This window comes from Streptomyces sp. NPDC060184 (assembly GCF_042728795.1).
GTDB lineage: Bacteria > Actinomycetota > Actinomycetes > Streptomycetales > Streptomycetaceae > Streptomyces.
The window spans coordinates 1-26,169 of the sequence record NZ_JBHWYX010000071.1; the positions used below are offsets into that span (position 1 = coordinate 1).

Annotated in this window: 17 protein-coding genes; 7 read left to right on the plus strand and 10 right to left on the minus strand. The window is 71.4% G+C overall.

Features of this window, described 5'->3' with window-relative positions; all coding sequences use genetic code 11:
- On the plus strand, positions 1-1,417 hold a 1,417-nt coding region (locus ACFWEE_RS31025; protein ID WP_386894282.1), incomplete at its 5' end, for an FAD-dependent oxidoreductase.
- Positions 1,418-1,462: 45 nt separating this feature from the next.
- Here the strand turns inward: ACFWEE_RS31025 and hemE are convergent.
- On the minus strand, positions 1,463-2,536 hold the full coding sequence (gene hemE / locus ACFWEE_RS31030) for a uroporphyrinogen decarboxylase (protein WP_386894284.1): 1,074 nt from the start codon (positions 2,534-2,536) through the stop codon (positions 1,463-1,465).
- Positions 2,537-2,628: 92 nt separating this feature from the next.
- On the opposite strand from hemE, the gene ACFWEE_RS31035 reads away from it, so the two are divergent.
- From ACFWEE_RS31035 to ACFWEE_RS31055, 5 genes are all read left to right on the plus strand, one after another.
- On the plus strand, positions 2,629-3,288 hold the full coding sequence (locus ACFWEE_RS31035) for a DUF3000 domain-containing protein (protein WP_386894286.1): 660 nt from the start codon (positions 2,629-2,631) through the stop codon (positions 3,286-3,288).
- A 285-nt stretch (positions 3,289-3,573) separates the two neighbouring features.
- Entirely contained in the window at positions 3,574-4,236 is a 663-nt protein-coding gene (locus ACFWEE_RS31040; RefSeq protein ID WP_266710186.1) for a response regulator transcription factor, read from the plus strand.
- Positions 4,237-4,354: 118 nt separating this feature from the next.
- Entirely contained in the window at positions 4,355-5,635 is a 1,281-nt protein-coding gene (locus tag ACFWEE_RS31045) for a ribonuclease D (protein ID WP_386894289.1), read from the plus strand.
- A gap of 329 nt (positions 5,636-5,964) precedes the next feature.
- Positions 5,965-7,191 (plus strand): thiolase family protein, encoded by a 1,227-nt coding sequence (locus ACFWEE_RS31050; RefSeq protein WP_386894291.1) that lies wholly within the window; start codon positions 5,965-5,967, stop codon positions 7,189-7,191.
- Positions 7,188-9,317, plus strand: coding sequence for a 3-hydroxyacyl-CoA dehydrogenase NAD-binding domain-containing protein (locus tag ACFWEE_RS31055; RefSeq protein WP_386894293.1), 2,130 nt, complete (start codon positions 7,188-7,190; stop codon positions 9,315-9,317). The genes ACFWEE_RS31050 and ACFWEE_RS31055 overlap by 4 nt, the downstream gene beginning before the upstream one ends.
- 186 nt (positions 9,318-9,503) lie before the next feature.
- On the opposite strand, the gene ACFWEE_RS31060 is transcribed toward ACFWEE_RS31055, so the two are convergent.
- The 7 genes from ACFWEE_RS31060 to galE all read right to left on the minus strand — a co-directional run bounded on the left by ACFWEE_RS31060 (position 9,504) and on the right by galE (position 20,867).
- Positions 9,504-10,256: an Ig-like domain-containing protein gene (locus ACFWEE_RS31060; protein ID WP_386894295.1), complete on the minus strand. Its 753-nt coding sequence runs from the start codon at positions 10,254-10,256 to the stop codon at positions 9,504-9,506.
- 7 nt (positions 10,257-10,263) lie between these two features.
- Positions 10,264-11,064, minus strand: coding sequence for a rhamnogalacturonan acetylesterase (locus tag ACFWEE_RS31065; RefSeq protein WP_386894297.1), 801 nt, complete (start codon positions 11,062-11,064; stop codon positions 10,264-10,266).
- Positions 11,054-15,601 carry a glycosyltransferase gene (locus ACFWEE_RS31070; protein WP_386894299.1) on the minus strand — a complete coding sequence of 1,516 codons (4,548 nt, stop codon included), beginning with the start codon at positions 15,599-15,601 and terminating at the stop codon, positions 11,054-11,056. Before ACFWEE_RS31070 ends, ACFWEE_RS31065 begins: the two co-directional genes overlap by 11 nt.
- Entirely contained in the window at positions 15,598-16,863 is a 1,266-nt protein-coding gene (locus tag ACFWEE_RS31075) for a CDP-alcohol phosphatidyltransferase family protein (RefSeq protein WP_386894301.1), read from the minus strand. The genes ACFWEE_RS31070 and ACFWEE_RS31075 overlap by 4 nt, the downstream gene beginning before the upstream one ends.
- Positions 16,864-17,055: 192 nt before the next feature.
- Positions 17,056-18,573: a hypothetical protein gene (locus ACFWEE_RS31080; RefSeq protein ID WP_386894303.1), complete on the minus strand. Its 1,518-nt coding sequence runs from the start codon at positions 18,571-18,573 to the stop codon at positions 17,056-17,058.
- A gap of 93 nt (positions 18,574-18,666) precedes the next feature.
- On the minus strand, positions 18,667-19,770 hold the full coding sequence (locus ACFWEE_RS31085; RefSeq protein ID WP_386894305.1) for a hypothetical protein: 1,104 nt from the start codon (positions 19,768-19,770) through the stop codon (positions 18,667-18,669).
- Between the two features lie 110 nt (positions 19,771-19,880).
- A complete protein-coding gene (gene galE / locus ACFWEE_RS31090; RefSeq protein WP_386894307.1) occupies positions 19,881-20,867 on the minus strand; it encodes a UDP-glucose 4-epimerase GalE in 987 nt (328 codons plus the stop codon).
- Between the two features lie 188 nt (positions 20,868-21,055).
- On the opposite strand from galE, the gene ACFWEE_RS31095 reads away from it, so the two are divergent.
- Entirely contained in the window at positions 21,056-22,162 is a 1,107-nt protein-coding gene (locus ACFWEE_RS31095; RefSeq protein WP_386894309.1) for an LCP family protein, read from the plus strand.
- A gap of 94 nt (positions 22,163-22,256) precedes the next feature.
- Here the strand turns inward: ACFWEE_RS31095 and ACFWEE_RS31100 are convergent, their stop codons facing one another.
- The gene (locus ACFWEE_RS31100; RefSeq protein ID WP_386894311.1) at positions 22,257-23,762 is read right to left on the minus strand and encodes an amino acid permease; all 1,506 of its coding nucleotides are present in this window, start codon (positions 23,760-23,762) and stop codon (positions 22,257-22,259) included.
- A gap of 233 nt (positions 23,763-23,995) precedes the next feature.
- Complete coding sequence (gene dxs, locus ACFWEE_RS31105) at positions 23,996-25,909, minus strand: 1-deoxy-D-xylulose-5-phosphate synthase (RefSeq protein ID WP_386894313.1); 1,914 nt, start codon at positions 25,907-25,909, stop codon at positions 23,996-23,998.
- Positions 25,910-26,169: the final 260 nt, after the last annotated feature.

A 26,169-nucleotide genomic window follows, 5' to 3' on the forward strand; every position in this document is an offset into this window, starting at 1 on the left:
GGTCCCCCCCCGGGGGGCGCGGGGCCGGCTCTGGGGGGCGGGCGGGGGGTTCGGGGGGGGCGCGGGGGGGGGCTGCCCCCCCGCCCCCCAGGCCCGCAGGCTGAAGGGGCCCGAGGAGCTGAGCATCGTGGCCTTCGAGCGCGGCCACTTCTCCTCGTACTCCGCCTGCGGCATCCCGTACTGGGTGGGCGGGGACGTGGCGGAGCGCGACGACCTGATCGCCCGGACGCCCGAAGAACACCGGGCCCGCGGCATCGATCTGCGCACCCGCACCGAGGTGACGGAGATCGACGTCGCGGGCCGTCGGGTGCGGGCGGTGGACCTGGAGACCGGCGCCTCGTCCTGGACCGGGTACGACAAGCTGGTGATCGGCACGGGGGCCCGGCCGGTGCGCCCGGCGCTGCCCGGCATCGACGCGCCGGGCGTGCACGGGGTGCAGACGCTGGACGACGGCCAGGCGCTGCTGGACTCGCTGGACCGGACCGGCCCCGGCCCCCGCCGCGCGGTGGTGGTGGGCGCGGGGTACATCGGCGTCGAGATGGCCGAGGCCATGCTGAACCGCGGTTTCGAGGTGACCGTGCTGAACCGGGGCGAGCAGCCGATGGCCACCCTCGACCCGGACATGGGGCGCCTGGTGCACGGGGCGATGGACGGCCTCGGCATCACGACGGTGAACCGTGCGGCGGTCACGGAGATCCGTACCGGTCCCGACGGCCGGGTGTCCGGGGTGGTGACCGCGGCGGGTACGTACCCGGCGGACGTCGTGGTGCTCGGCATCGGCGTGGAGCCGGAGACCACGCTCGCCCGCGCGGCCGGTCTGCCGCTCGGGCCGCACGGCGGTCTGCTGACGGACCTGTCGATGCGGGTGGTCGGGCACGAGGACGTCTGGGCGGGAGGCGACTGCGTGGAGGTCCTGGACCTGGTGGCGAAGCGCACCCGGCACATCGCGCTCGGCACCCACGCCAACAAGCACGGTCAGGTCATCGGCGCCAACGTCGGCGGCGGTTACGGAACGTTCCCGGGCGTGGTCGGTACGGCCGTGAGCAAGGTCTGCGACCTGGAGATCGCCCGGACCGGGCTGCGCGAGAAGGACGCCCGGGCGGTCGGGCTGCGGTTCGTGACGGCCACCATCGAGTCGACGGGCCGGGCCGGTTACTACCCGGGCGCGGCGCCCATGACGGTGAAGATGCTCGCCGAGTACCGCACCGGCCGCCTGCTGGGCGTGCAGATCGTGGGCCGGGAGGGAGCGGCGAAGCGGGTGGACATCGCGGCGGTGGCGCTGACCGCCGGGATGACGGTGGAGGAGATGACAGCCCTCGACCTGGGGTACGCCCCGCCGTTCTCCCCCGTCTGGGACCCGGTCCTGGTGGCCGCCCGCAAGGCGAGCGCGGCGGTGCGGGCGGCAGGCTCGGCCTGAGGGACGGGGTCGGGCCGCCCGCTCCGCGCGGGCGGCCCGGTCCGTTCAGCGCGCGGTCTGCTCGTGGACGTAGCCGACGAGCCGGGTGAGGGCGTCCGGGTCCATCGACGGCATGACGCCGTGGCCGAGGTTGAAGATGTGGCCCTCCAGGCCGGAGGCCGCGTCCAGCACCTCGCGGGTCTTCTCCTCGACGGTGGCGGTCGGGGCGAAGAGCACCGCCGGGTCGAGGTTGCCCTGGAGCGCCTTGCCGGGGCCGACGCGGCGCGCGGCCTCGTCGAGGGAGACGCGCCAGTCGACACCGACGACGTCCGCACCGGCCTCGCCCATGAGGCCGAGCAGTTCGCCGGTGCCCACGCCGAAGTGGATGCGCGGGACGCCGTAGGAGGCGACCGCGTCGAAGACCTTGGCGGAGGCGGGCAGCACGGAGCGGCGGTAGTCGGCGGGGGACAGCGCGCCGACCCACGAGTCGAAGACCTGCACGGCCGAGGCGCCCGCCTCGATCTGGACCTTCAGGAAGGCGCCGGTGATCTCCGCGAGCCGGTCCACGAGGTCGGCCCAGAGCTGCGGGTCGCCGTACATCATGGCCTTGGTGCGCTCGTGGTTGCGGGAGGGACCGCCCTCCACGAGGTAGCTGGCGAGCGTGAACGGGGCGCCCGCGAAGCCGATGAGCGGGGTCTCGCCGAGCTCGGCGGTGAGCATGCGGACGGCCTCGGTGACGTACGGGACGTCCTCGGGCGTCAGGTCGCGGAGCCGGACCAGGTCGGCGCGGGTGCGGATCGGGTCGGCGATCACCGGGCCGACGCCGGGCTTGATGTCCAGGTCGATGCCGATGGCCTTGAGCGGGACGACGATGTCGCTGTAGTAGACGGCGGCGTCGACCTTGTGGCGGCGCACGGGCTGCAGCGTGATCTCGGTGACCAGCTCCGGCATCGTGCAGGAGTCGAGCATCGCGATGCCCTCACGGGCCTTCAGGTACTCCGGCAGCGACCGGCCCGCCTGCCGCATGAACCAGACCGGGGTGTGCGGCACGGGTTCGCGTCGGCACGCCTTGAGGAACGCCGAATCGTGGGTGGCGGAGGTCGTCGTCAGCTGGCCCGAGGGGCGGTCGTTGGCACTCACGCACAGAATCTTCGCACGAAGCCCCAAGGTGCACGGCCCCACCAGGGTGTCCCTCCCTGCGCGCGGCCCGCGTTCCGCCTACTCTTCCCCGCATGGCTCCGGCGCAGGAACAGTTCTCCGATCATTCCGACCCCACTTCCCGGAAGGAAGGTGCGGAGAGCAAACCCACTCCGCCCGGGTTCCGGTCGGCGGTCGAGGGGCTCCGCTCGGCGCGGCTCCGTCCCGAGCTGGAGATCGAGGCGACCAGGCCGCCGCAGCGGCTGGCCCCGCACGCCTACGCCCTGGAGGCGGCGGTCGTGGACGGCGAGGAGGACCTCGCGGACGGGCGGCTCGTGCTGCTGCACGACCCGGCCGGTCACGACGCCTGGCAGGGAACGTTTCGCCTGGTGACGCTCGTACGGGCGGAGCTGGAGCCGGAGATGGCCGCCGACCCGCTGCTGCCCGAGGTGTGCTGGTCCTGGCTGACGGGCGCCCTGGAGGCGCGCGGACTGACCTACGGGTCGGCGGGCGGCACGGTCACCCGGGCGGGGTCGCACTACTTCGGCGAGCTGGGCAGCCGCCGGCCCGCGACGCAGATCGAGATCCGCGCGTCCTGGACGCCCGGCGACGGTCCGGGCGGGGTGCCGGACACGGCGGGACACCTGACGGCCTGGGGCGACCTGCTCTGCCAGATCGCGGGCCTGCCGCCGTCCGGCCCGGCCGACGCGACGGTGGTCACTCTGCCGCAGCGGCGGGGGCCGCAGGCCTCGTAGCCGGGGCCGGGCCGGTGCCCGGCGGATCACCCCCGCGCACACCGCCCGAAGCGCACCGCCCGAAGCGCACCGCCCGACGCTCTCCGACCGGACCGGCCGACCGCCGGTCCCATGGTCGTACAATCGATCGCGCGTCCGATTTGTCCGAATTGTTACTCACCAAATCGTGATCTTCCTCTAAAGGAGGACGGGTCTGCTGCCGAAGAGGTCAATGACCCTTCAAGCACGGTTCGCCCCGGCTTCATCCCCGAGCCGGCCCGTCCCGCCACTCCCCCAGGAGGCCTGGTGTCCGTTCTCCTAGAGCAGCCCGCAAGCCTGGTCGCCTACCGCCCGAACAAGCCGACGGCCATGGTCGTCGTGGCCGACCCGCGCGTCCGTTCCACCGTGACCCGCCATCTGTGGGCCCTCGGAGTTCGTGACGTCATCGAGGCGTCGTCCATCGCGGAGGCCCGCCCCCGCGTCGGCAACCCGCGCGACATCTGCGTTGCCGACGTCCACCTGCCCGACGGTTCCGGGCTGACCCTGCTGTCCGAGACCCGCGCCGCAGGCTGGCCGAACGGTCTCGCCCTCTCCGCCGCCGACGACATCGGTGCCGTACGCAACGCCCTCGCGGGCGGCGTCAAGGGCTACGTCGTCACCGGCACCCGTACCAACATCGGCCACCCCAACCGACCCGGCGTCGCCCCCATCGGCGCCAACGCCGCCCGTATGCACCGCCGGCCCCCCGGCTCCCCGAGCCACCCGGGCGGCTACCGCGAACTGTCCGGCCGTGAGGTGGAGGTGCTCCGCCTGGTCGCCGAAGGCCAGTCCAACAAGGCCATCGGCGTCTCGATGGGCCTCTCCGCCCTCACGGTCAAGTCCCACCTCGCCCGCATCGCCCGCAAGCTCGGCACCGGAGACCGCGCCGGAATGGTCGCCGTCGCCCTGCGGACCGGCATCATCCACTGACCGTCCCACGGGCACCCGCACCGGCGGGGACCCCGAATCCGGCCGGTTTACGCGCCCGACACCCGACGACGGAACGTTCCGTCGTCGGGTGTCGCGCATACACGGATACCCTTGACGGGTGACCGACGCCCAAGAGACCGCAGCAGACACGACACTGCGAACCACCGGGGGCGCTCCCCCGGACGACGTCGCCCCGGCGCCGATCCCCTTGCTGGAGCCGCGCGAGGGCATTCCACCGGTGGTGGCGGACGACGACGCCCTCGCCCGGGTGATCGCCGCTTTCGCCGGCGGCAGCGGCCCGGTGGCCGTCGACGCCGAGCGTGCCTCCGGCTACCGCTACGGCCAGCGCGCCTACCTCGTACAGCTGCGCCGCGAGGGCGCGGGCAGCGCCCTGGTCGACCCCGTCGGCTGCCCCGACCTGTCCGGTCTCGGCGAGGCCCTGACCGGCGCCGAGTGGATTCTGCACGCCGCCACCCAGGACCTCCCCTGCCTGCGCGAAATAGGCATGCTCCCCACCTCCCTCTTCGACACCGAGCTCGCCGGGCGGCTGGCCGGGTTCCCCCGGGTCGGCCTGGGCGCGATGGTCGAGAACGTCCTCGGGTACGCGCTGGAGAAGGGCCACTCGGCCGTCGACTGGTCCACCCGGCCGCTCCCCGACCCGTGGCTGCGCTACGCGGCGCTCGACGTCGAGCTCCTGATCGACCTGCGGGACGCCTTGGAGAAGGAGCTGGACCGCCAGGGGAAGCTGGAGTGGGCCCGCGAGGAGTTCGACGCGATCGCCTCGGCGCCGCCCGCCCCGCCGCGCAAGGACCCGTGGCGCCGGACCTCGGGCATGCACAAGGTGCGCCGGCGCCGGCAGCTGGCCGTCGTGCGCGAGCTGTGGGAGACCCGCGACCGGGTCGCCCAGCGGCGCGACGTCTCGCCCGGCAAGGTGCTCGGCGACGGGGCGATCGTCGAGGCCGCGCTCGCGCTGCCCGCGAACGTCCAGGCGCTCTCGGCGCTGCCCGGTTTCGGGCACCGCGTGAACCGGCGCCAGCTGGAGCAGTGGCAGGCCGCCGTGGACCGCGCCAAGGCGCTGCCGGAGTCCGAGCTGCCGCAGCCCGGCCAGCAGCTCACCGGCCCGCCGCCGCCGCGCGCCTGGGCGGACAAGGACCCCGCGGCGGCGGACCGGCTCTCGGCCGCCCGCGCCGCCGTCTCCGAACTCGCCGAGCGGCTGCACCTGCCGCCGGAGAACCTCATCACCCCGGACACCGTGCGCCGGGTCTGCTGGGAACCGCCGAAGAGCGTCACCCCGGGGGCGGTCGAGGACCTGCTCGCGGGGTACGGCGCACGGCAGTGGCAGATCGGTCTGGTGGCCCCGCTGCTGCTGGACGCGCTGAACAGGAGCGCGGCTTCCTGACCCGCCCCGGTCCGGCGCCCGTCCGGCACCTCGCGGTGCACGGGTGCGGCCCGGCACCGCACGACGACGCGACGACACCCCCGGTCACCGGATTCCACGGCCGACCGGGGGTGTCGTCGTGTCCGGGGCCGGGACGGCGCCGCGTACCGCGAGGATCGAATTCGCGCCAGGTTGGTGCCCCCGCGCGAGGCCCCGAGCGGGTGTGACCTTCGACGCTCCGCCCACAGGGGGTGGGCAGCCTGGTTACCCGCGAGTAGCATGAGGGCGGGCGGCACGCTTCCGGGCGTGCCCCGCAGCAGTGCCATCCCGCACCCTGGAGGAGAGCCATCGTGCCTCGTACCATCCGGGACGTCGTCTTCGTCGACGGCGTCCGCACCCCGTTCGGCAAGGCGGGCCCGAAGGGCATCTACCACGAGACCCGCGCCGACGATCTCGTCGTGAAGGCCATCCGGGAGCTGCTGCGCCGCAACCCGGACCTGGACCCCGCGAAGATCGACGAGGTCGCCATCGCCGCGACCACCCAGATCGGGGACCAGGGCCTCACCCTCGGCCGGACCGCCGGAATCCTGGCCGGTCTGCCGCAGTCCGTCCCCGGCTACTCGATCGACCGCATGTGCGCGGGCGCGCTGACCGCCGTCACCACGACGGCCGGATCCATCGCCTTCGGCGCCTACGACGTCGTCGTGGCCGGCGGTGTCGAGCACATGGGCCGCCACCCGATGGGCGAGGGCGTGGACCCGAACCCGCGCTTCGTCTCGGAGAAGCTGGTCGACGAGTCCGCCCTCTTCATGGGCATGACCGCCGAGAACCTGCACGACCGGTACCCGCAGATCACCAAGGAGCGCGCCGACGCCTACGCCGTGCGCTCGCAGGAGAAGGCCGCCAAGGCGTACGCCAACGGCAAGATCCAGCAGGACCTGGTGCCGATCTCGGTGCGGCGCACCAACGCCGAGGCCGGCGAGACCGGCTGGGGCCTGGTCACCGCCGACGAGCCGATGCGCCCGGGCACCACGATGGAGTCCCTCGCGGGCCTCAAGACCCCGTTCCGCCCGCACGGCCGCGTCACGGCCGGCAACGCGGCGGGGCTCAACGACGGCGCCACCGCCTCGCTGCTCGCCGCCGAGGACGTCGCCCGCGAGCTGGGCCTGCCGGTCCGGATGCGTCTCGTCTCGTACGCCTTCGCCGGCGTCGAACCGGAGGTCATGGGCTACGGCCCGATCCCGGCGACCGAGAAGGCGCTGGCCAAGGCCGGTCTGACCATCGACGACATCGGCCTCTTCGAGATCAACGAGGCGTTCGCCGTGCAGGTCCTCGCCCTGCTCGACCACTACGGCATCGCCGACGACGACCCGCGCGTCAACCAGTACGGCGGCGCCATCGCCTACGGCCACCCGCTCGCCTCCTCCGGCGTCCGTCTGATGACGCAGCTGGCCCGCCAGTTCGAGGAGCAGCCGGAGGTCCGCTACGGCATCACCACGATGTGCGTGGGCTTCGGCATGGGCGCCACGGTCATCTGGGAGAACCCGCACTTCGACGCCGAGGGAGGCTCCAAGTGAGCGCCACCACCGAGCTGCTGAAGGGGGCGGCCGAGCTCTTCCCGGGCGAGGTCGTCACCCAGGCGCACGTGCGCCACCTCGACCTCCCGGCGGGCGCCGGCAGGTTCGCCCTCATCACGCTGGACAACGGCCTGGACCACACCAAGCCGACCACCTTCGGCCCGCAGTCGCTGACCAACCTGGACGCCGCGATCGACCAGGTCGAGAAGGAGGCGTCCGAGGGTTCGATCGTCGGCGTCGGCATCACCGGCAAGCCGTTCATCTTCGCCGTGGGCGCCGACCTCAAGGGCGTCGAGCTGCTGAAGCGTCACGAGGACGCGCTGGCGATCGGCAAGGGCGGCCACGACGTCTTCCGCCGCCTCTCCGGCCTCGCGGTCCCGACCTTCGCGTACTACAACGGCGCGGCGATGGGCGGCGGGGTCGAGGTCGGCCTGCACTGCTCGTACCGCACCGTCTCCAAGGCGCTTCCCGCCTTCTCGCTGCCCGAGGTCTTCCTCGGCCTGGTGCCCGGCTGGGGCGGCTGCGCGCTGCTGCCGAACCTGATCGGCGCCGACCGCGCGGTCTCGGTCATCATCGAGAACTCGCTGAACCAGAACCGCCAGCTCAAGGGCGCGCAGGTCTTCGAGCTCGGCATCGCCGACGCGCTCTTCGACGGCGCGGACTTCCTGGAGCGGTCGCTGGTGTGGACGGCCGGCGTCCTCAACGGCGAGATCGCCGTCGAGCGCGCCGAGATCGACCGCGGCGACGCCTGGGACCAGGCCGTCGCGCGCGGCCGGGCCATCGCGGACTCCAAGGTGCACGGCGCGGCCCCCGCCGCCTACCGCGCGCTGGAGATCATCGCCGCCGCCAAGGACGGCGACCTGGGTGCCGGCTTCGACGCCGAGGACCGGGCGCTCGCCGACCTCATCATGAGCGGTGAGCTGCGCTCCGGGCTGTACGCCTTCAACCTGGTGCAGCGGCGGGCCAAGCGTCCGGCCGGCGCTCCGGACAAGAACCTGGCCCGTCCGGTCACCAAGGTCGGTGTCGTCGGTGCCGGTCTGATGGCCAGCCAGCTCGCGCTGCTCTTCCTGCGCCGCCTGGAGGTACCGGTCGTCCTCACGGACATCGACCAGGCGCGCGTCGACAAGGGCGTGGGCTACGTCCACGCCGAGATCGACAAGCTGCTCGGCAAGGGCCGCATCAACCAGGACAAGGCCAACCGCCTCAAGGCCCTGGTGACCGGTGTGCTGGACAAGGCGGAGGGCTTCTCCGACGCCGACTTCATCATCGAGGCCGTCTTCGAGGAGATCGGCGTCAAGCAGCAGGTGTTCGCGGAGGTCGAGGCGGTCGCCCCGGCGCACGCGATCCTCGCCACCAACACCTCCTCGCTCTCGGTCACCGAGATGGCGTCGAAGCTGAAGAACCCGGAGCGGGTCGTCGGCTTCCACTTCTTCAACCCGGTCGCGATCCTCCCGCTGCTGGAGATCGTGCGCGGCGAGCTGACCGACGACGCGGCGCTGGCGACGGCGTTCGGCGTGGCCCGGAAGCTGAAGAAGACCGCGGTGCTGGTGAAGGACGCCCCGGCGTTCGTCGTCAACCGCATCCTCACCCGCTTCATGGGCGAGATCCAGAACGTCATCGACGAGGGCACCCCGGTCGCCGTCGCCGAGCGCGCCGTCGAGCCGCTCGGTCTGCCGATGTCGCCGCTCGTCCTGCTGGAGCTGGTGGGACCGGCGATCGGTCTGCACGTCTCGGAGACCCTGCACCGCGCCTTCCCGGAGCGCTTCACCGTCTCCGCGAACCTCGCGGCGGTCGTGAAGGCCGGCAAGCGCGGCTTCTACGTCTACGACTCCGGCAAGCCGGAGCTGGACCCCGAGGTCGCCGCCCTCCTGGAGCAGGGCGACACCGTCCTGACGGAGGAGCAGACCCGTGACCGTGTCCTGGACGCGGTGGCCGAGGAGATCGGCCTGATGCTCGACGAGGGCGTCGTCGCCGAGGCGCAGGACATCGACCTCTGCCTGATCACCGGTGCGGGCTGGCCGTTCCACCTGGGCGGCATCACGCCGTACCTGGACCGGGCGGGCGTCTCCGCGCGCGTGAACGGCAAGCCGTTCCTGGCGCCGGGCGTGGCGAGCGTACCGGCGTAGCACCCGGGGCCGGACGACACCGGCCGTGGTGGACGGGCCGCGCGGAGGACTCCTCCGTGCGGCCCGTTCTCGTGGCGCCGGTCTCCGCGCGGCTTTTCGCCGCGGGGCGGCGGCGCGACGCGCCGTGCGTGCATGCGGGGCCTGCGTGCGAGGCGAGCGTGCGGGGCGGGCGTGCGTGCGGGGCGGTCAGGCGCGCGGTACCCAGGCGGCTCCCAGAATGCCCGGGGTGGATCCCAGGTCGCCCACGTGGACCGTCACCCGGCCCGCGCTCAGGCGGCCGTCGCCCGCGTCCAGCACGTAGTCGAACCAGTCGTATCCGACGTGCCCGCGGTGCGGGCTGTAGCTGACCGCGCCGTCCCCGTCGACGCTGGTCACGCCGTGCCGGGCCGGGCCGACTCCGACCAGCTTCACCGCCTCGTCCCAGCCGTCGGCGAGGCCGTTCAGCACACCCCGTTGCCCCGGCATCACGACCATGCTCCGCCCCAGCGGCGGCAGGGAGGCGATGCGGAATCCGTGGTTCTTCAGCGAGAACGTGGTGGACGTGAGGCCCGTGCCACCGTCCGCGATGATCCCCGCCCGCAGGACGGGGACGAGGAAGGCGTCCGGCGCGACGTGCCTGTTCACCTCCAGGGTGAACCTGGCCACCCGCTCGGTCCCCGGACCGGTGGAGGTGGCGTACCGGTCGCCGGACGGCAGGAGACTCATCCCGGCCATGCCGTGGATGGTCGCGACCCGCGCGAACGAGTCGGCCATGAGGTAGCCGTAGTAACGCGTCCCCTCGCCGAGCGGCGTGAGCTTCCACTCGAAGTCGATCCGCTGTCCCGGGCGGACGGGCCGACGGGGATCGGCGTTCGCGGCGAGTTCCAGGTGGCAGACGATCGAGGGGTCGTCCTTCTGGACGCTGCGCATGCGTGCGACGGAGAAGGTGTTCGTGGACATCAGGTGCTCAGCCGGTCCCTGTGGTACGCGCGTCGGTCAGCGCCTTGTGCGTGTCGTCGTCGAGCCAGACCACCCAGTCCGCGGGGAACTCGGCGCGGTCGAGGTTGACGACCCAGTGGGCCGGGACGATCTGCTGCGCGACCATCGCGTAGGCGACGTACCGCGCGCAGGCGATGGCTCCGGCGGGCACGAGGTGGCCCGGATCGTCGAAGCCCTCCGGGTAGTTCGGGTGCTCGCCCGGTTTCAGGTGCAGGAAGAAGGGGCGGATGTCCTCCGGCCCCAGCTGCTCCCACCAGGCGAGGCTCTGCTCGTAGAGGTCGATGTAGGGGACGCTGGTCTCGACGGAGAGGTCGCGCATCGCCATCGCGTACTCCGGGATGCTGCGCGGCAGATTGCCGTGCACGTCGTGGGTGTCCCTCTCGTGCGGACTGATCAGGACCGGGTGCGCGTTGCGTTCGCGCGCGCCGTCCACGAACCTCCTCAGGTGGCGGGAGAAGTCCCCGTACGCCTCGCTCCTGAGCCACTCCTCCGGCTTCGCGTCGTTGATGCCGAAGGACGTCAGCAGGTAGTCGCCCGGGCGGATGTTCCGCAGGATCCAGTCCAGCCTGCCGCGCTCGTCGAACGTACGGGCGCTGGCTCCGGCCCGGGCGCAGTTGATGATCTCCACACCCGGCCCGAAGAAGAAGTGGAACACCTGGCCCCACCCCGCCATGGGCGCCTTGCTCTGCTCCCGGTGGACGACCACGGAGTCTCCGGCCAGGAAGATCCGGCGGGGCCCCTCGGCTCCTGCCGCGTGATCAGACAGCACGTTCCCACCCCGCGTCCTGCGGGACCCGGTCGCTCCGGGCCGGCCCGGTGACGTCGACGCCGTGCGGCGGACGCGTGGGACCGCCCGGAAGGCGAGTCGTGAGTTCCCCGACGGGTCCCTTCGGCGCCAGCCGGTAGGCGGGCGCGGAGCCCAGCGCGTCGATGGCCTCGAAGGAACGCTCGCAGTTCCCGCCGTCCTGGTGGGCGAAGAACCGCTCGGCCCTCTCCCGGTACGGGCTCTCGACCGTGAACCGCCGCCTCATGGCGGCGATGATCTCGTCGACCGCCTGGTCGACGGTCCGGCAGACCGGGCCGAACCCGTGCTCCGAGAGGTTGAAGTAGCCCCGCTTGTAGTGGCGGCCGTAGAAGTCCTCCTCGTCGAAGGGCACGTACACGAGGGGAATCCCCATGTAGGCCACGTCGAAGAAGACGGACGAGTAGTCGGTCACCATGAGGGAGCACTCCCGCATGGCGTCCTGGACGTCGCGGGACGTGGGGTCGGCCACCCGGATCGTGGGTGAGTCGATCCGGAAGTTGTGCAGGTAGGGACGGATCTCGTAGTGCGGGAAGAATTCGAGATCCACCCCGAACTGCTCCAGGGCGGTGACGAGACGCCGGTCGGAGAGGAGCGAGCGGTAGAAGCGGAAGTACTCGGACTGCGTGAACGCCGTCTTCGCGGGGCCCGCGGACTTCTTGTACGAGGCGGTGACGATCCACTGCCGCCAGGTCGGCATCAGCAGGATGCGGGGCCGCTCCGTCGCCGTGCGGGTCAGCGCGTCGAAGCGGGGCAGGCCCGCGAGGACCGCGCGGTCGCCGAAACCCGCCTCCAGCGCGAGGTATTCGCGCTCCTGACGGCCGGTGGTGACGATCATGTCGTAGCTGGTGATCCGCTGGTCCACGCCGGTGGTCACGTCGTTGTAGATGATGCCGTGCTGCAGGAAGACGCGCTGGTACTTCAGCAGTTCGCCGAACCGGTGCAGGAACAGGACCTTCCGGTAGCCCTCGGGCAGCAGGTACGACTCGGAGTCGTACGACCCGATCAACTTGGTGGCGTGGAGCAGGTACATCCGGTGCTTGAAGGAGTTGAGCTTGATGACGTTGCCGAACTTGGCGACCTTGGCGTAGTCGGCGGCGTTCGGGTCGATGACGTAGTACGCCTTGTGGCGCTTGCGGTGGGTCCGCATCCACGCGAAGAAGTGGTACGAGTTGTCCTGGGCCGTGTCCGAGCGTTCGCCGATGAGCCAGATCTCGCGGGAGTTCAGGAAGGGGTGGACGAGCCAGTAGGCGAGGCGCATGCGCCAGCCCGGGTTGCGGGTCTTGAGGATGCGCACCTCACGGGCGAGGCGCCAGAGGGCGTGCTTCGCCCTGGCTCCCACCGTGCGGTCGACCAGGCGTAGGTGGAGGGCTTCCTGGCTCCCGACGGTGAGCAGGTAGGGGTGTCCGGCGATCTTTCCCGGGCCCTTCAGGCGGTGCAGCGGAAGGCGGGCCTTCATGACGACGTTGCGCTGACGAGAACCGTCCGCGCGCAGCACCCGGAGACGGAAGTCCCCCACGCCGAACTTCCCGCGGACCAGCTCGGAGACGGGGATCTCCGCGTACCAGCCGGCGTACAGGTCCCGCTCGTTGCGCGCGTTCCACAGGTCGCGGCGGGCTACCTGCCGGAGCGGCACCACGATCTTGGCGTGCCTGGTCTGGTAGACGAACTCCAGTCCGTTGAGCAGGGGTCCGCTCACGTCCATGCCGGGGAAGGCCATGCAGCCCTCGACGACCAGGACGTCACCCCGGGTGCGGACCGACTCGACCACGACGTTCGGGTCGTTGACGCGCGCCGTCCGGGTCTCCACCGACCCTCCGGGGAAGGTCCGGTAGAAGCCCTCGCTGTCGATCTCCAGCACGAGCGGAGCGCTCTCCAGCGCCGAAGCCGGGTCGCAGAAGAGCTCGAAGTTGCCGCTCTTGGCCGCGTAGTGGTCGACCTGCTGGGCGGGGGTCGTGGCGTATTCGAGGATGACGTCGTCCGGAACCCGGGCGTAGTGCGCGCGGATGTCCGGGAACATCTCCGCCAGTTGTGACCTGGCCATCACGTTGCGCGCGTTGCACAGGAACCCCTTGTAGGTGCGCGTGACGTAGCGCTGGAACATGTGCCGGACGTCCTGGGGCTCCTCCGCCGTGTAGTCCAGCAGGAAGTGGTTGAGCCGCAGGTGGTCGCGGTAGTTCGCCGGCTTGCTCCAGAGGGAGTCCATGATGGAGGAGCCGTCCGGGCGGCCCCGGTAGTAGTAGACCGGCTCGTCGACGATGCTGAGTGAGTTGGCCCGCAGCATGCTCGGGAGGGTCACCCAGGCGTCCTCGAAGTGGACGCCCTCACCGAAGCGCACCTGCAGACGGCGCAGCAGGTCGGTGCTGAACAGCTTGTTGCAGGCGGAGCCGCTGAAGATCAGGTCCGGCACCGCGGCGAAGTCGTCGACGACCCGGTCGCCCTTGCCGAAGTACTTCTTCCACGGGCCGTAGGGGCGGTCGGGGAAGTTCACCAGGTCACCGACCACGACCTCCGAACCGTTGCGCCACGCCGCCGTCAGCAGCTTCGAGAGGGCGTCCTCGCCGAGGATGTCGTCGGAGTCGAGGAAGGTGACGTAGGGCGCGGTGACCAGGTCGAGGCCGTTGTTGCGCGCGTTCCCGAGGCCGCCGTTCGGCTGGTGGAGCACGGTCACGTTGGCGTAGTGGCGGGCGAAGCGGTCGAGGATCCGCGGTGTCTCGTCGGTGGCCCCGTCGTCCACGAGGATGACCTGCGTCGCGACGAACCCCACCTGCGCGGCGATGGAGCCGAGGCAGTCGTCGAGGTACTTCGCGACGTTGTAGCAGGGGACGACGACCGCCATCTCGAAGGGGTAGTCGAGGGAGGTGATCGGCGGGTGCATCTGGCCGCGCCACCACATCCACGGTGCGTCGGGGTCGTTCTGCTCGGTCTCGAACGTCCGGCGTCCCGCCGCGGCGCACCGCAGGGCCAGGTTGCCGCTGACCGTGCGGTACCCCTCCAGTTCCTCGTCCCGGGTGTGGAAGGCCAGTCCGGTGAGCTCCGCCTCACGCACGTTCAGGGGCGACCGGGAGCGGCTGCGGTTCCACTCGACGACGACCGACACGTTCCAGACGGTGCTCTCGGAGAACTCCTCGCCGAGGGCGGCGGCGAGGTCCACCACTCCGTCGAAGTCGATGAACCGTTCGCCCACCCGGTTGTGGGCGATCGGCGTCACGACGTCCTTCTTGGAGTGCCGGTTGCGCACCGCGAGGGAGAGCCGGAGGTCGTCGCCGGCCTTGATCCGTCCGAACCGATTGGCGAGCCGGCCCTCGAAGCGCAGTTCCGCCCCGTCGGTCTTCCAGCCGTCGAGCTGGGCGAAGAGCGGGACCTGGGAGAGGTTCGCCGTGGACAGGCCGAGTTCCGTGACGTCGAGCATGCGGCGCGCGTCCGGCAGGTGCAGATGATCGCCGGACCAGTAGACGCGCCCCTCCTCCTCGACGAGGAAGGAGGAGAGCGTGCTCCTGCGCTGGGCGTAGTCCAGCGTCGTCAGGGCCGCTTCGGTCTCCTGGTACATGAGGAGATAGGCGCGCACCCGGTCGATCGGGTCGCAGAGTTCGAAGGCTTCCTCGCTGATGGAGAGGAGGTAGTTGCTCGCGATCTCGGCGAAGCCCTGCTGGAACTCCGGGTCCCCCGCCGCGAGCGCCCGCATGTACAGCCGCAGGTCGTGAGCGAGGAACTTCGAGTCCTTGCGGACCTTCAGCGACCACAGGCCCCGCTCCATGAGGAACGCGTCGGTGGCGCGGTGCACGGCGACGCGGTCCCTGATGCTGCGCAGTTCGCCGGTGCGCCCGGTGATCGAGCCGCCCTCGGGTTCCCACATCCAGCGGTACACGGGATCGGTGATGACGGTCATCCCGTCGGCGAGGCAGCCCGCCGTGGTGGAGAAGTACGTGTCCTCGTAGAACACGCCCTCCGGGAACCAGACACCGCTGCCGCGCAGGAACGCGACGCGGTACAGCTTCGCGGCGGCGATGGGGTCGTTCAGCATCAGCGGGAACTCGTCGAGTCCGGGCACGGTCCGCCGCATGGCGTACACCTCCGGCGCCCAGCCCTCGGTCTCGCCGGTGGCCCGGTTGACCCGGACCGCCTTGCCGGCGGTGATGTCGCTGCCGCTCTCCAGCGCGCCCGCCAGCAGGAGTTCGCAGGCGCGCGGGGGCAGTTCGTCGTCGGCGTCGAGGAACATGACGTACTCGCCCGCGGCCTGGGCGATGCCCATGTTCCGCGGCGCTCCGACGCCCCCGCTGTTGGTGGGCCGACGCAGCACGCGGACCCGCGGGTTGGTGCCCGCGAAGCTCTTGACGATGTCGAGGGTGTCGTCGGTGGAGGCGTCGTCGACGATGACGATCTCGACGAGCTCGTAGGTCTGGTTGACGGCCGACTGGAGTGCCTTGCCGATCGTCGCGGCCGCGTTGTAGGCGGGGATGACGACGGTCACCCAGACGTCGGGGGTGTCCTGTTCGTGGCTCATCGATCGCCTTCTCGGTCGCCCGGGTATCCGTCTCGCTCAGGCTGGGGCGCGTAGACGGCGGCGTAGTGCAGCTCGCCCTGAACCGGGTGGCCGTAGCCGCGATCAGGCTGAAGATACGTTTCTGCTGACGGCCATGCCCCGTGGTACGCGTACGGCTCGCCCGCGTCCGGGACCGGGTACGGCTGGGGGTAGGGCTGGAAGCCGGGGTCGCCCTCCGGCTGCTTCTCCAGCAGCCGCTCCGCGTCCCGCAGCTTCTCCTCGACCCCGCGGCGGTGCCGCCCCCGGTGCATCTGGGGGGCGATCGTGCCCGCCGTGGTCGGGGTCGAACTCAGCTCGGCCATCACCTTGGTGAAGTCCCGGGTGGACAGCCAGAACTTGTACATGATGATCAGCTCGAACGCGCCGAGCAGGATCGCGGACACCAGCGTGGTCATCAGGATCCGGCCGATCAGCGGTCCGACGATGAAGATGAACATCTGGAACTCGATGCCGCTGATGAGGTGCGGCCTGATGCGGCTGCGCAGCATGGCGTGGCGCACCCGCTGGTACCACGGGAAGCGGTGGCGGAACTGGGCGTGCAGGTCCACCACGTGGGCCGCGTCGGACTGCGCCTTGAGCGTCTCCGCCTCGGCCTCGGGGTTCTCCCGGAGCAGATCCTCCATGAACTGGATCTGCTGCCCCTCCGGCTCCGCCGCCGCCCGGCCCGCCGACACCTCGGCCGCCGCCGCGCGCTCGGCGTCCCGCTTCTCCTTCGTCACCTTCTCGATCTTCGCGCGCATCGACATGCGCATCTTGTAGATCTGGAGGGCGTCGACGTAGCGGAGCATGTCGAGGAAGACGACCATCAGCGCGGCGAGGAGAAAGCGCTCGTCGTCGGTCCGCAGGTATTGACCGCCCATCAGGGCCAGTGCGCAGAAGAGCACCCGGATGCGGTCGAAGACGTAGTCGAGCCAGCCGCCGAAAACCGTGCCGTTGCCCTTGAGCCGCGCCAGTTTCCCGTCGATGCAGTCGAAGATGAAGCTGAGGTGGTAGAGCGCCGCGCCGATGGCGAGCGACAACGGGTCGCCCTCGAGGAAGAACCCGGCCGAACCGAGCCCCACGAACAGCGCCGCCCAGGTCACACGGTTGGGGGTGATGAAGCGGAACCGCGCCATCACGATCAGCATGCGGGTCGCCACGGGGTCGACCAGTACCACCGTCCACCACGCGTCACGCTTTTTGCATGTCAGCTTCTGGACGGCACGCAGGGACAGCTTGGCCATAACCCCTCAGTCACGAGAACCAGCAAACAGCCCTCGGCCATGCATGGGCAGACAACGAGGCGCCTCCATGTTCACCAGGTCTCCCCCGGATATTCACATGAAAGATCTCCGGACTTTATCAAATACTCATCTGATGTGAACCGGTGTGGCCGTCTTTTTGATCTTCAGTGCGGTATAGGCGATCAAAGCCGGTCACACTGTGTACCCGGAACCAAACTCCAGACCGTTCGACCGTGACGTGCGGTGAGCGACCGCCAGTCGCCCGTCGGCGGTGAGCGCCGCCAGGGTGAGCGCTCCGTTCCGCGCGCGGACCGCGGTCGGCGAGAAGGCCGCGGTGGTACCCGCCCCGCTCCACCAGACGCCCGTGTCCGGGCGCCCCTCCACGTAGCCGCCGACGAGGCGCCGCCCGTCGGGACCCGACCCGACGAGCACCGTGCAGGTCCAGCCGTCCACGTCCACCCCCCGGACAGCCGTCGGCGGCCCGTCGCCGCCGCCGCCCCCGAGGAGCAGCGGGGCGGCGGCCCCCGGCCACCAGACGGCGGGCTCGCGGGTCGACGCGTCGCGGAACAGGACGGTGCCGGGTTCCGCCCCCGCCGCCATCGACCCCGGCACGGGCGTGAACGGAACGCCGCGGTCCTCGGTCCACGCGCCTTCGGCCCCGGTACGGTGCCAGCGCACCACCGCCCCGGTGTCACGGGTGCGGGCCAACAGCTCCACGTCCCCGTGCGCCGTGGTGACGGCCACCAGTTCGTCGGCCACCCGCAGACCGCTGAGGTGGTACCACCCCGTCCACGTCCCGTCGGGCGACTGATGACGGAAGCTCACGCTGTGGCCGAAGTTCCGGGCGAACACGAAGAGGCCGCCGGCACGGTCGAAACCGGCCGCCGGGAAGCCGCCCTCCCTGCTCTTGTACCGGTCTCCGGGGTTGGGTGTGCCCAGCGACCGCCACGGGGTGAGCGCACGCCCGGTGCGGTACTGCACGGCGTGCACGATCTCCACGTCGTCGCCGCCGTCGGCACGCGCACTCCGGCGCAGAGCGAACAGGTGCACGAACCCACAGGGGTCCCGCACCACCGACAGCCCGGGCATCAGGCGGGGTCCCGGCAGCAGTTCCGGCCCCAGCCACCCGGTGCCGCCCGGCTCCGCCTGGGTCCACCTCACGACCCCGGCGGCGGACGGCAGGAACGCGGTCAGCCGACCGTCGAAGCCCTCCGTGAGCCACTTCGCCGTACGCGGATAGCGCGCCCCCGCGGCAGCACCCAGGTCCTCGTCCGCGTCCCTGCGGCACTCCACGAAGACCGGCACCCCCGACTCCAGTTGGAGCGCGCGCACCGCGGCCAGCGCCGCCAGGGCGGCGGCGCCCCGGCGGGGCTCCGCGTGTACGGGCACCCCGGCGTCCGCGTCGAAGTCCACGCGCGTCGGGTCGGGGTCGGCGATCCGGACCCACCGGGGGCGCAGTCCGCGCAGTTCCCGCAGGAGCGGCGCCCCGGAGCCGCCCGCCCCACCGGCGTACACCGGGCCGCCGCGCACCGCGCACCCGCGTCGGGACGCCTCGGCGAGCGCGCCCTCCAGGGCGGCCCGCTCGTCCTTGCTCCCTTCTTCGGCGCACAGCACCCGAATCGCCGTCCCGGGTTCCTCGGACGAGACCAGGCGGGCCGCGTCGACCGGGCCTCCCGCGACGATCGTCACCTCCCGGATTTCGTCGCGCACGGCCCCGGAAGCGTCGGGCCTCGCTGCCGCACCGTCACTCGCCCTGCGGGCCACGTCGTCCGTCCTTTCCGGGGGCGCCCTGCACCACGGGGCTCATATCCGGTGCCAGTCGCTCAGGGACAGCCCCTGACCGTCCTCCTGCCGGGCCACGGCAGGGCGTCCGTCGGTACCGACCACGGCGACGGCCAGCGCTCCGCGCCCGTCGAGGACGAGCGCGGGATCACCGGCGCACCTCTTGCCGGTGTCCGTCCACCACACGCCGTCGCGCTCCCCCTCCGTCGCGCAGACGCCGAGCCGTACGGTGCCGGTCAGACCCCGGAAGGCGAGCACCGTGCAGTCGATCCCGTCCAGCGCGGTGCGCACCGCGCTGATCCGCCCGTCCCCCGGCTCGCCGCCCAGGGGTACCGGCCGGTGTCCCGCGCGGACGGCCGTCACGCCAAAGTCGCGCATGTCGGTCAAGTAGTACGTCAGTCGTCCGGGCGACGTCTCCAGCGCGCTCACGGACCCGGGCAGCGGGATCGCACCGACCTCGTACCCCAAGGTCAGCGGACCGCCCGGCTTCTGCCGGCAGAAGTGCGAGGCACCCGTGCGCGCGGGGACGAGCACCTCCACCAGGCCTGCCGCGCCGGCCGCGAGAACCGGCTGGTCCGTGACGCCCGTGCCGGTCAGCTCGCCCCACGCCTCCCACCGGCCCCGGCCGTCCTCACAGCGCAGCGCGAGCGAGCCCTGTCCGGTGGGGACGCAGACGTGGAGGGCACCGTCCGCGGCCACGGCCCCCACGGGGTCACCGGCCTCGACGGCCCGGGCCCGGTCCTTGAAGGGGTTCCCGAGGGAATGCCACACCGTCAGCGGACGACCGGTCTGGTACTGGGTCGCGTGCACGATGTCCACGTCGGTCCAGTCGTCGGTGCGCGGACGCGACCGGCGGCCGAGGAAGTGGGCGTAGCCGTTCGGCCCCCGGACCACGGAGAGCCCGGTGACGCCCTTGGCGGGAAGAGTGACCGGCCCGGCCCAGGACCGCGAGCCGGGAGACTCCTCCGTCCAGCGCAGGACGGCGCCGTCGACGTGCACGTAGAAGGTCAGCCTGCCGTCGTGGCCCGTCAGGAGCCAGGACCCCTCGGGGGCCGTGCCCCCCGTTCCGGGGGAGGCGGGAGCGGCTCCGGTCCGGCCGGCTCCGTCGGGCGAGACACCGTTCATGGTGGGCCGTCACCCTCCAGGGGCGTGGGGCCCTCGAAGGACGAGGGCGCGGGAATCAGGGCGTGGACTGCGGAGGGGAGGCTGTGCGTGCGAGGGGCGGCGCGGCCGGTTCAGCGGCGGGCGCCCGGGTGCCGGAGGCACCATCCGTCCCAGGCGGACGTCACCATCTCCCGGAGGTCGCGCCGGGCGGACCAGTCGAGCTCGTCCCGGATCCGTGCGGCCGACGCCACCACCCGCGCCGGGTCGCCCGGCCTGCGCGGGGCGCCGGCGGGCGCGCACTCGGCCCCGTATCCGGTCACCTCGCCGATGAGGCCGATCATGCGGCGCACCGAGACGCCTTCGCCGCGGCCGATGTTGAGGACGAGGTCGGTACCGGGTCCCCGGGCGAGCAGGTGCCGCGCCGCGGCGAGGTGCGCCGACGCGATGTCCTCGACGTGGATGAAGTCCCGCACGCAGGTGCCGTCCGGGGTGGCGTAGTCCTCGCCGAAGATCACCGGGGCCTCGCCGCGGCTGATCTTCTCGAAGACCATGGGAACGAGGTTGAAGACGCCCGCGTCGGCGAGCTCCGGTGTCGCCGCCCCCGCCACGTTGAAGTAGCGCAGTGAGGCGGTGGCCATCGCGTGGGCCTTTCCCGCGGCGCGGACCATCCACTCTCCGGCGAGTTTCGTCTCGCCGTAGGGATTGATCGGGGCGCAGGGCGTGTCCTCGGTGACCAGGTCGACGTCGGGCATGCCGTAGACGGCCGCGGACGAGGAGAAGACGAACGCCTCGACACCGCTCTCCGCGCACGCTTCCAGCAGGGTCTGCAACCCGTGCACGTTCTCGCGGTAGTAGTGCAGGGGTCGGGCGACGGACTCGGCCACCTGCTTCTTCGCCGCGAGGTGCACCACGCCCGCCACCGAGAGTTCGCGCAGGGTGCGCCTCAGGCAGGCGCCGTCGAGGGTGGACCCCTTCACGAAGGGGACGCCTTCGGGAATCCTGGAGGGGTCTCCCGTCGAGAGGTCGTCGAGCACGGCGACCCTCTCACCGGCCGCCAGCATCGCACGCACGACGTGGGACCCGATGAATCCCGCTCCGCCCGTAATCAACCAAGTCATGCGCGAATAATAGTTCGACACCAAACCTACGCATCATCCACCCCAATATTCACCTCACCCACCTGTTCAAGCGCTCATCTGTTCTATAGTGCTCGGTCAGTCGACTTACACGGACCGGTTCACCCCCCACCCGAGTCCCGCGCACTTCCCTGCCCGCGACGGGCGACGAGATTTGAGGACCCGGCACGATGAGCCACGACGAGAGCACACCTGATCCGCACAACGGCCCTCCGGCATCGCACGGGGGAGGCCGGGGCCGCCGGAAGGAGCGCAAGCGCCGCAGGGGCCTCAAGATCACGCTCGGCATCGTCCTCGTCCTGCTGATCGCGGCAGGCGGCACGGCCTACTGGATGTACCGCGACCTCGACAACAACATCACGGCCGTCGACATCGACTCCAAGCTCGACGAGAAGGAGCGGCCGGAGAAGCTGCCGACGTCCGGGCAGAACCTCCTCGTCCTCGGGTCGGACTCGCGGGCCGGGGCGGAGAACAAGGAGCTCGGGGGCGGCGGCAGCGTGAGCGGCGCGCGGTCCGACACGGCGATGGTGGTGCACATACCCGAGGGCCGCACCCAGGCCGTCGCGGTCTCGATACCCCGCGACACCCTGGTGACCCGGCCCGAGTGCGTCAAGAGCGACGGCTCCACGATGAAGTCCGCCGAGCGCGTCATGTTCAACTCGGTCTACTCGCAGGTGGGTCCGGCCTGCGTGGTCAAGACCGTCGAGAAGATGTCCGGCGTGCGGATCGACCACTATCTGGAGATCAACTTCGCCGGTTTCAAGGGTCTCGTCGACGCCATAGGCGGTGTCACCGTCACGGTCGACGAGCCCATCAAGGACAGTTCGTCCGGCCTGGACCTCACCGCCGGTACGCACAAGCTCGACGGCACCCAGTCCCTCGCCTTCGTCCGGACCCGTCACGGCATCGGGGACGGGAGCGACCTCGGCCGGATCGGCCTCCAGCAGCAGTTCCTCTTCGCGCTGCTGAAGGAGGTCAAGAAGCAGGACCTGCTGGGCAGCCCCACCAAGTCGTACAAGATCGCCAGCGCCGCCACCGAGTCGCTGACCACCGACTCCAGTCTCGCCTCACTGACCTCGCTGGCGGAGTTCGCCCGTTCGATGAACGGCGTCGACCCGTCGGCCATGGAGACGATCATGCTGCCGGTGGCGTACGACAAGGTGGACCCGAACCGGGTGGTGGCCGCGCACCCGCAGTCCGACGACCTGTGGAAGGCGATCCGCACGGACGCCACCATCCCGGAGTCGGCCAAGAAGTCCCCGGCGACCGGCGGCTGACAGCCCCTCACCGACCTGCAGGAACGAAGAGGGGCGTGCGGCCTCGACGGTCGCACGCCCCTCCCGCGTCAGTCCTCCCGCGTCGGCCCGCGGGTCACTTCGCGCCGGCGGCCAGTCGGCTGTGCTTGCGCCCGTACACGAAGTAGATGACCACGCCCAGCGCCATCCAGATCGCGAACCGGAGCCAGGTCTCCACCGGCAGGTTGAGCATCAGCCAGACGGAGGCGGCCACCGAGAGGACCGGGAGCAGCGGCACCCAGGGGGTACGGAAGGCGCGGGGCAGGTCGGGGCGGGTGCGGCGCAGCACGATCACGCCGAGGGCGACCACCACGAACGCGAAGAGCGTCCCGATGTTCACCAGGGTCGCCAGCTCGTCGATGCTGGTGAATCCGGCGACGACCGCGATGACGACGCCGAGCAGAATCGTCGGACGGTACGGGGTGCCGTACTTCGGGTGGGTCACGGAGAAGAACCGGGGCAGCAGCCCGTCCCGGCTCATCGCGAAGAAGACGCGGGACTGGCCCAGCAGCAGGATCATGCAGACGACGGTGAGCCCGACGGCGGCGCCGAAGCTGATGACGCCCGCGTAGAAGGGGTGGCCGACCGCCTTGAAGGCGTCCGCCAGCGGGGCGCTGACGGACAGTTCGGTGTAGTGCTGCATGCCGGTGACCACGATGGAGACGGCGACGTAGAGCACCGTGCAGATGAGGAGCGACCCGAGGATGCCCCGGGGCATGTCCCGCTGCGGGTGCCGGGTCTCCTCTGCGGCCGTCGCGACCACGTCGAAGCCGATGAAGGCGAAGAAGACGATGGAGGCGGCGGTGAAGATGCCCATCACGCCGAAGTTGGTGGGCGCGTAGCCGAACAGCGCCTGGATCAACGGGGAGTCGAGGCCGGTGCCGGACGGCTGGGGCTGGGCCTCCGGGATGAAGGGCGAGTAGTTGTCCGCGTCGACGAAGAAGAGCCCGGCGACGATGACGATCAGGACGACGGCCACCTTGATGGCGACGACCACGGTGGTGACCCGCGCCGAGAGCTTCATGCCGAGCACCAGGACGGCGGTGAGGACCAGCACGAGGAGGAACGCCAGGAGGTCGAACCCGAAGCCGGACGCCACGTCGGTGCCGGAGAGGGCGTCGGGCAGCGACCAGCCCGCGTTGTCCATCAGGGAACGTACGTACCCGGACCAGCCGACGGCCACCACCGCCGTGCCGAGCGCGAACTCCAGCACCAGGTCCCAGCCGATGATCCACGCGACCACCTCGCCGAGCGAGGCGTAGGAGAAGGTGTACGCGGAGCCCGCGACGGGGACCGTGGAGGCGAACTCGGCGTAACAGAGGGCGGCCAGCGCGCAGACGACTCCGGCGACCGCGAAGGCGATGGCGGTCGCGGGGCCCGCGGTCTCCTTGGCGACCTTGCCGGTGAGGACGAAGATGCCGGTGCCGATGACGACTCCGACGCCGAAGACCGTGAGGTCGAGGGCGGAGAGCGACTTCTTGAGCGCGTGCTCGGGCTCCTCGGTGTCCCGCAGGGACTGCTCGATCGTCTTGGTCCGGAACAGACCGTCCCGGCCGGGGGGTGTCCCCTGCTCCACGCTCACCTGCGTACCTCCGCGCACTCGTCGTGGGCGCCATCATGGGGAGGTGCCCGGGACTCGAAGCGCCTTGCGGGGCATGTCGCGCGAACGGGCCGGTGCCACCACCCGTACAGGGAAGCGGCACCGGCCCATTCGGCGGTACGCGGGGTGCGCCGGACTGCCTCCGGCGCGGGTCGCGACCGGCGTCGGGGCCGGTCGCGAGGGGCGCGTCGTGGGACCGGCCGCGGGCGCGGGGGTCAGTCGCGGGCGGGCTCCGCGTCGCGGGTCTCGTAGCGGCCGTCGAGCTTGGCTACGAGCCCGGTGACCTGGCGGGCGATGTCCGGGGCGGTGAGGCCGATCTCGGCCATGACCTCGTTGCGCGAGGCGTGGTCGAGGAAGACCGGCGGGATGCCGAAGTCGCGCAGCGGCAGGTCGACGCCCGCGTCGCGGAGCGCCTGGGCGACGGCGGAGCCGACACCTCCGACGCGGCTGTTGTCCTCGACGGTGACGACGACCCGGTGGCGGTCGGCGAGCGGGGCCATGGCCTCGTCGACCGGCTTGACCCAGCGGGGGTCGACCACGGTGGTGGAGATGCCCTGCGCGTCGAGCAGGTCGGCGATCTCCAGGCACATGGGGGCGAGCGCGCCGACGGAGACCAGCAGCACGTCGGGCCGGTCGGTGTCGGGGACGCGCAGCAGGTCCATGCCGCCGACGGTGCCGACCGCCTTGACGGCCGGGCCGACCGCGCCCTTGGAGAAGCGGACCACGGTGGGCGCGTCGTCGACGTCGACGGCCTCGCGCAGCTGGGCGCGGACCTGGTCGGCGTCGCGCGGAGCGGCGATCCGCAGCCCCGGCACGCACTGGAGGATCGACATGTCCCACATGCCGTTGTGCGAGGCGCCGTCGGTGCCGGTGACGCCGGCGCGGTCCAGGACGAAGGTGACGCCGCACTTGTGCAGGGCGACGTCCATCAGGACCTGGTCGAAGGCGCGGTTGAGGAAGGTGGCGTACACCGCGAAGACGGGGTGCAGTCCGCCGGTGGCGAGGCCGGCGGCGGAGACCGCGCCGTGCTGCTCGGCGATGCCGACGTCGTAGATCCGGTCGGGGAAGGCTTCCTCGAACTTGCCGAGGCCGACCGGCTGGAGCATGGCGGCGGTGATCGCGACGATGTCCTCGCGCTCCCGGCCGAGCTTGACCATCTCCTCGCCGAAGACGGAGGTCCAGTCGAGGCCGGAGGTGGAGATGGGCAGCCCGGTGTCGGGGTGGATCTTGCCGACGGCGTGGAAGCGGTCGGCCTCGTCCTGGAGGGCGGGGGTGTAGCCGCGGCCCTTCTCGGTGATGCAGTGGACGATGACCGGTCCGCCGAAGCGCTTGGCGCGCAGCAGCGCGGACTCCAGTGCCTCGATGTCGTGGCCGTCGATGGGGCCGACGTACTTCAGGCCCAGGTCCTCGAACATGCCCTGCGGGGCGATGAAGTCCTTGAGGCCCTTCTTCGCGCCGTGCAGCGTCTCGTAGAGCGGCCGGCCGACGACGGGGGTGCGCTCCAGGAGGTCCTTGCCGCGGGCGAGGAAGCGCTCGTACCCGTCGGTGGTGCGCAGGGTGGCGAGGTGGTTGGCGAGGCCGCCGATGGTGGGCGCGTAGGAGCGCTCGTTGTCGTTGACGACGATGACGAGCGGGCGGTCCTTGGCGGCGGCGATGTTGTTGAGCGCCTCCCAGGCCATGCCGCCGGTGAGGGCTCCGTCACCGATGACGGCGACGACGTGGTCGTCCTTGCGCAGCACCTCGTTGGCCTTGGCGAGGCCGTCGGCCCAGCCGAGGACGGTGGAGGCGTGCGAGTTCTCGATGACGTCGTGCTCGGACTCGGCGCGCGAGGGGTACCCCGACAGGCCGCCCTTGCTCTTGAGCCGGGAGAAGTCCTGGCGGCCCGTGAGGAGCTTGTGCACGTAACTCTGGTGGCCGGTGTCGAAGAGGACCTTGTCGCGGGGCGACTCGAAGACCCGGTGGAGGGCGATGGTCAGCTCGACCACGCCCAGGTTGGGGCCCAGGTGCCCACCGGTCTTGGACACGGCGTCGACCAGGAACGTACGGATCTCCCCGGCGAGCTGTTCCAGCTGGTCGAGGCTGAGCCGGTCCAGGTCGCGCGGTCCCTCGATGCGGGTCAGCAGGTCCACCCGTGCCTCCTTGCGTGTGAGCTGGTCGAGCGTGTCGATTCCGACGAGTCTAATGTTCCGGCCCGTGGCCGCAGCATCGGGCAGTGCGTTCCTTCTCACGCCCGGGGTACCACCGGGTGTGGCGCGCCCGCCGCGGCCCCGCGCTGGATGCTCCTACCCCGAGAGCGCCGCTCGTCCCACGGGACCCCCTCGAACAGGGCGGGAACACGCGTCGCACACGGACGCGCGGGTGCCCGGCGCCCCCTGGGGGACGCCGGGCC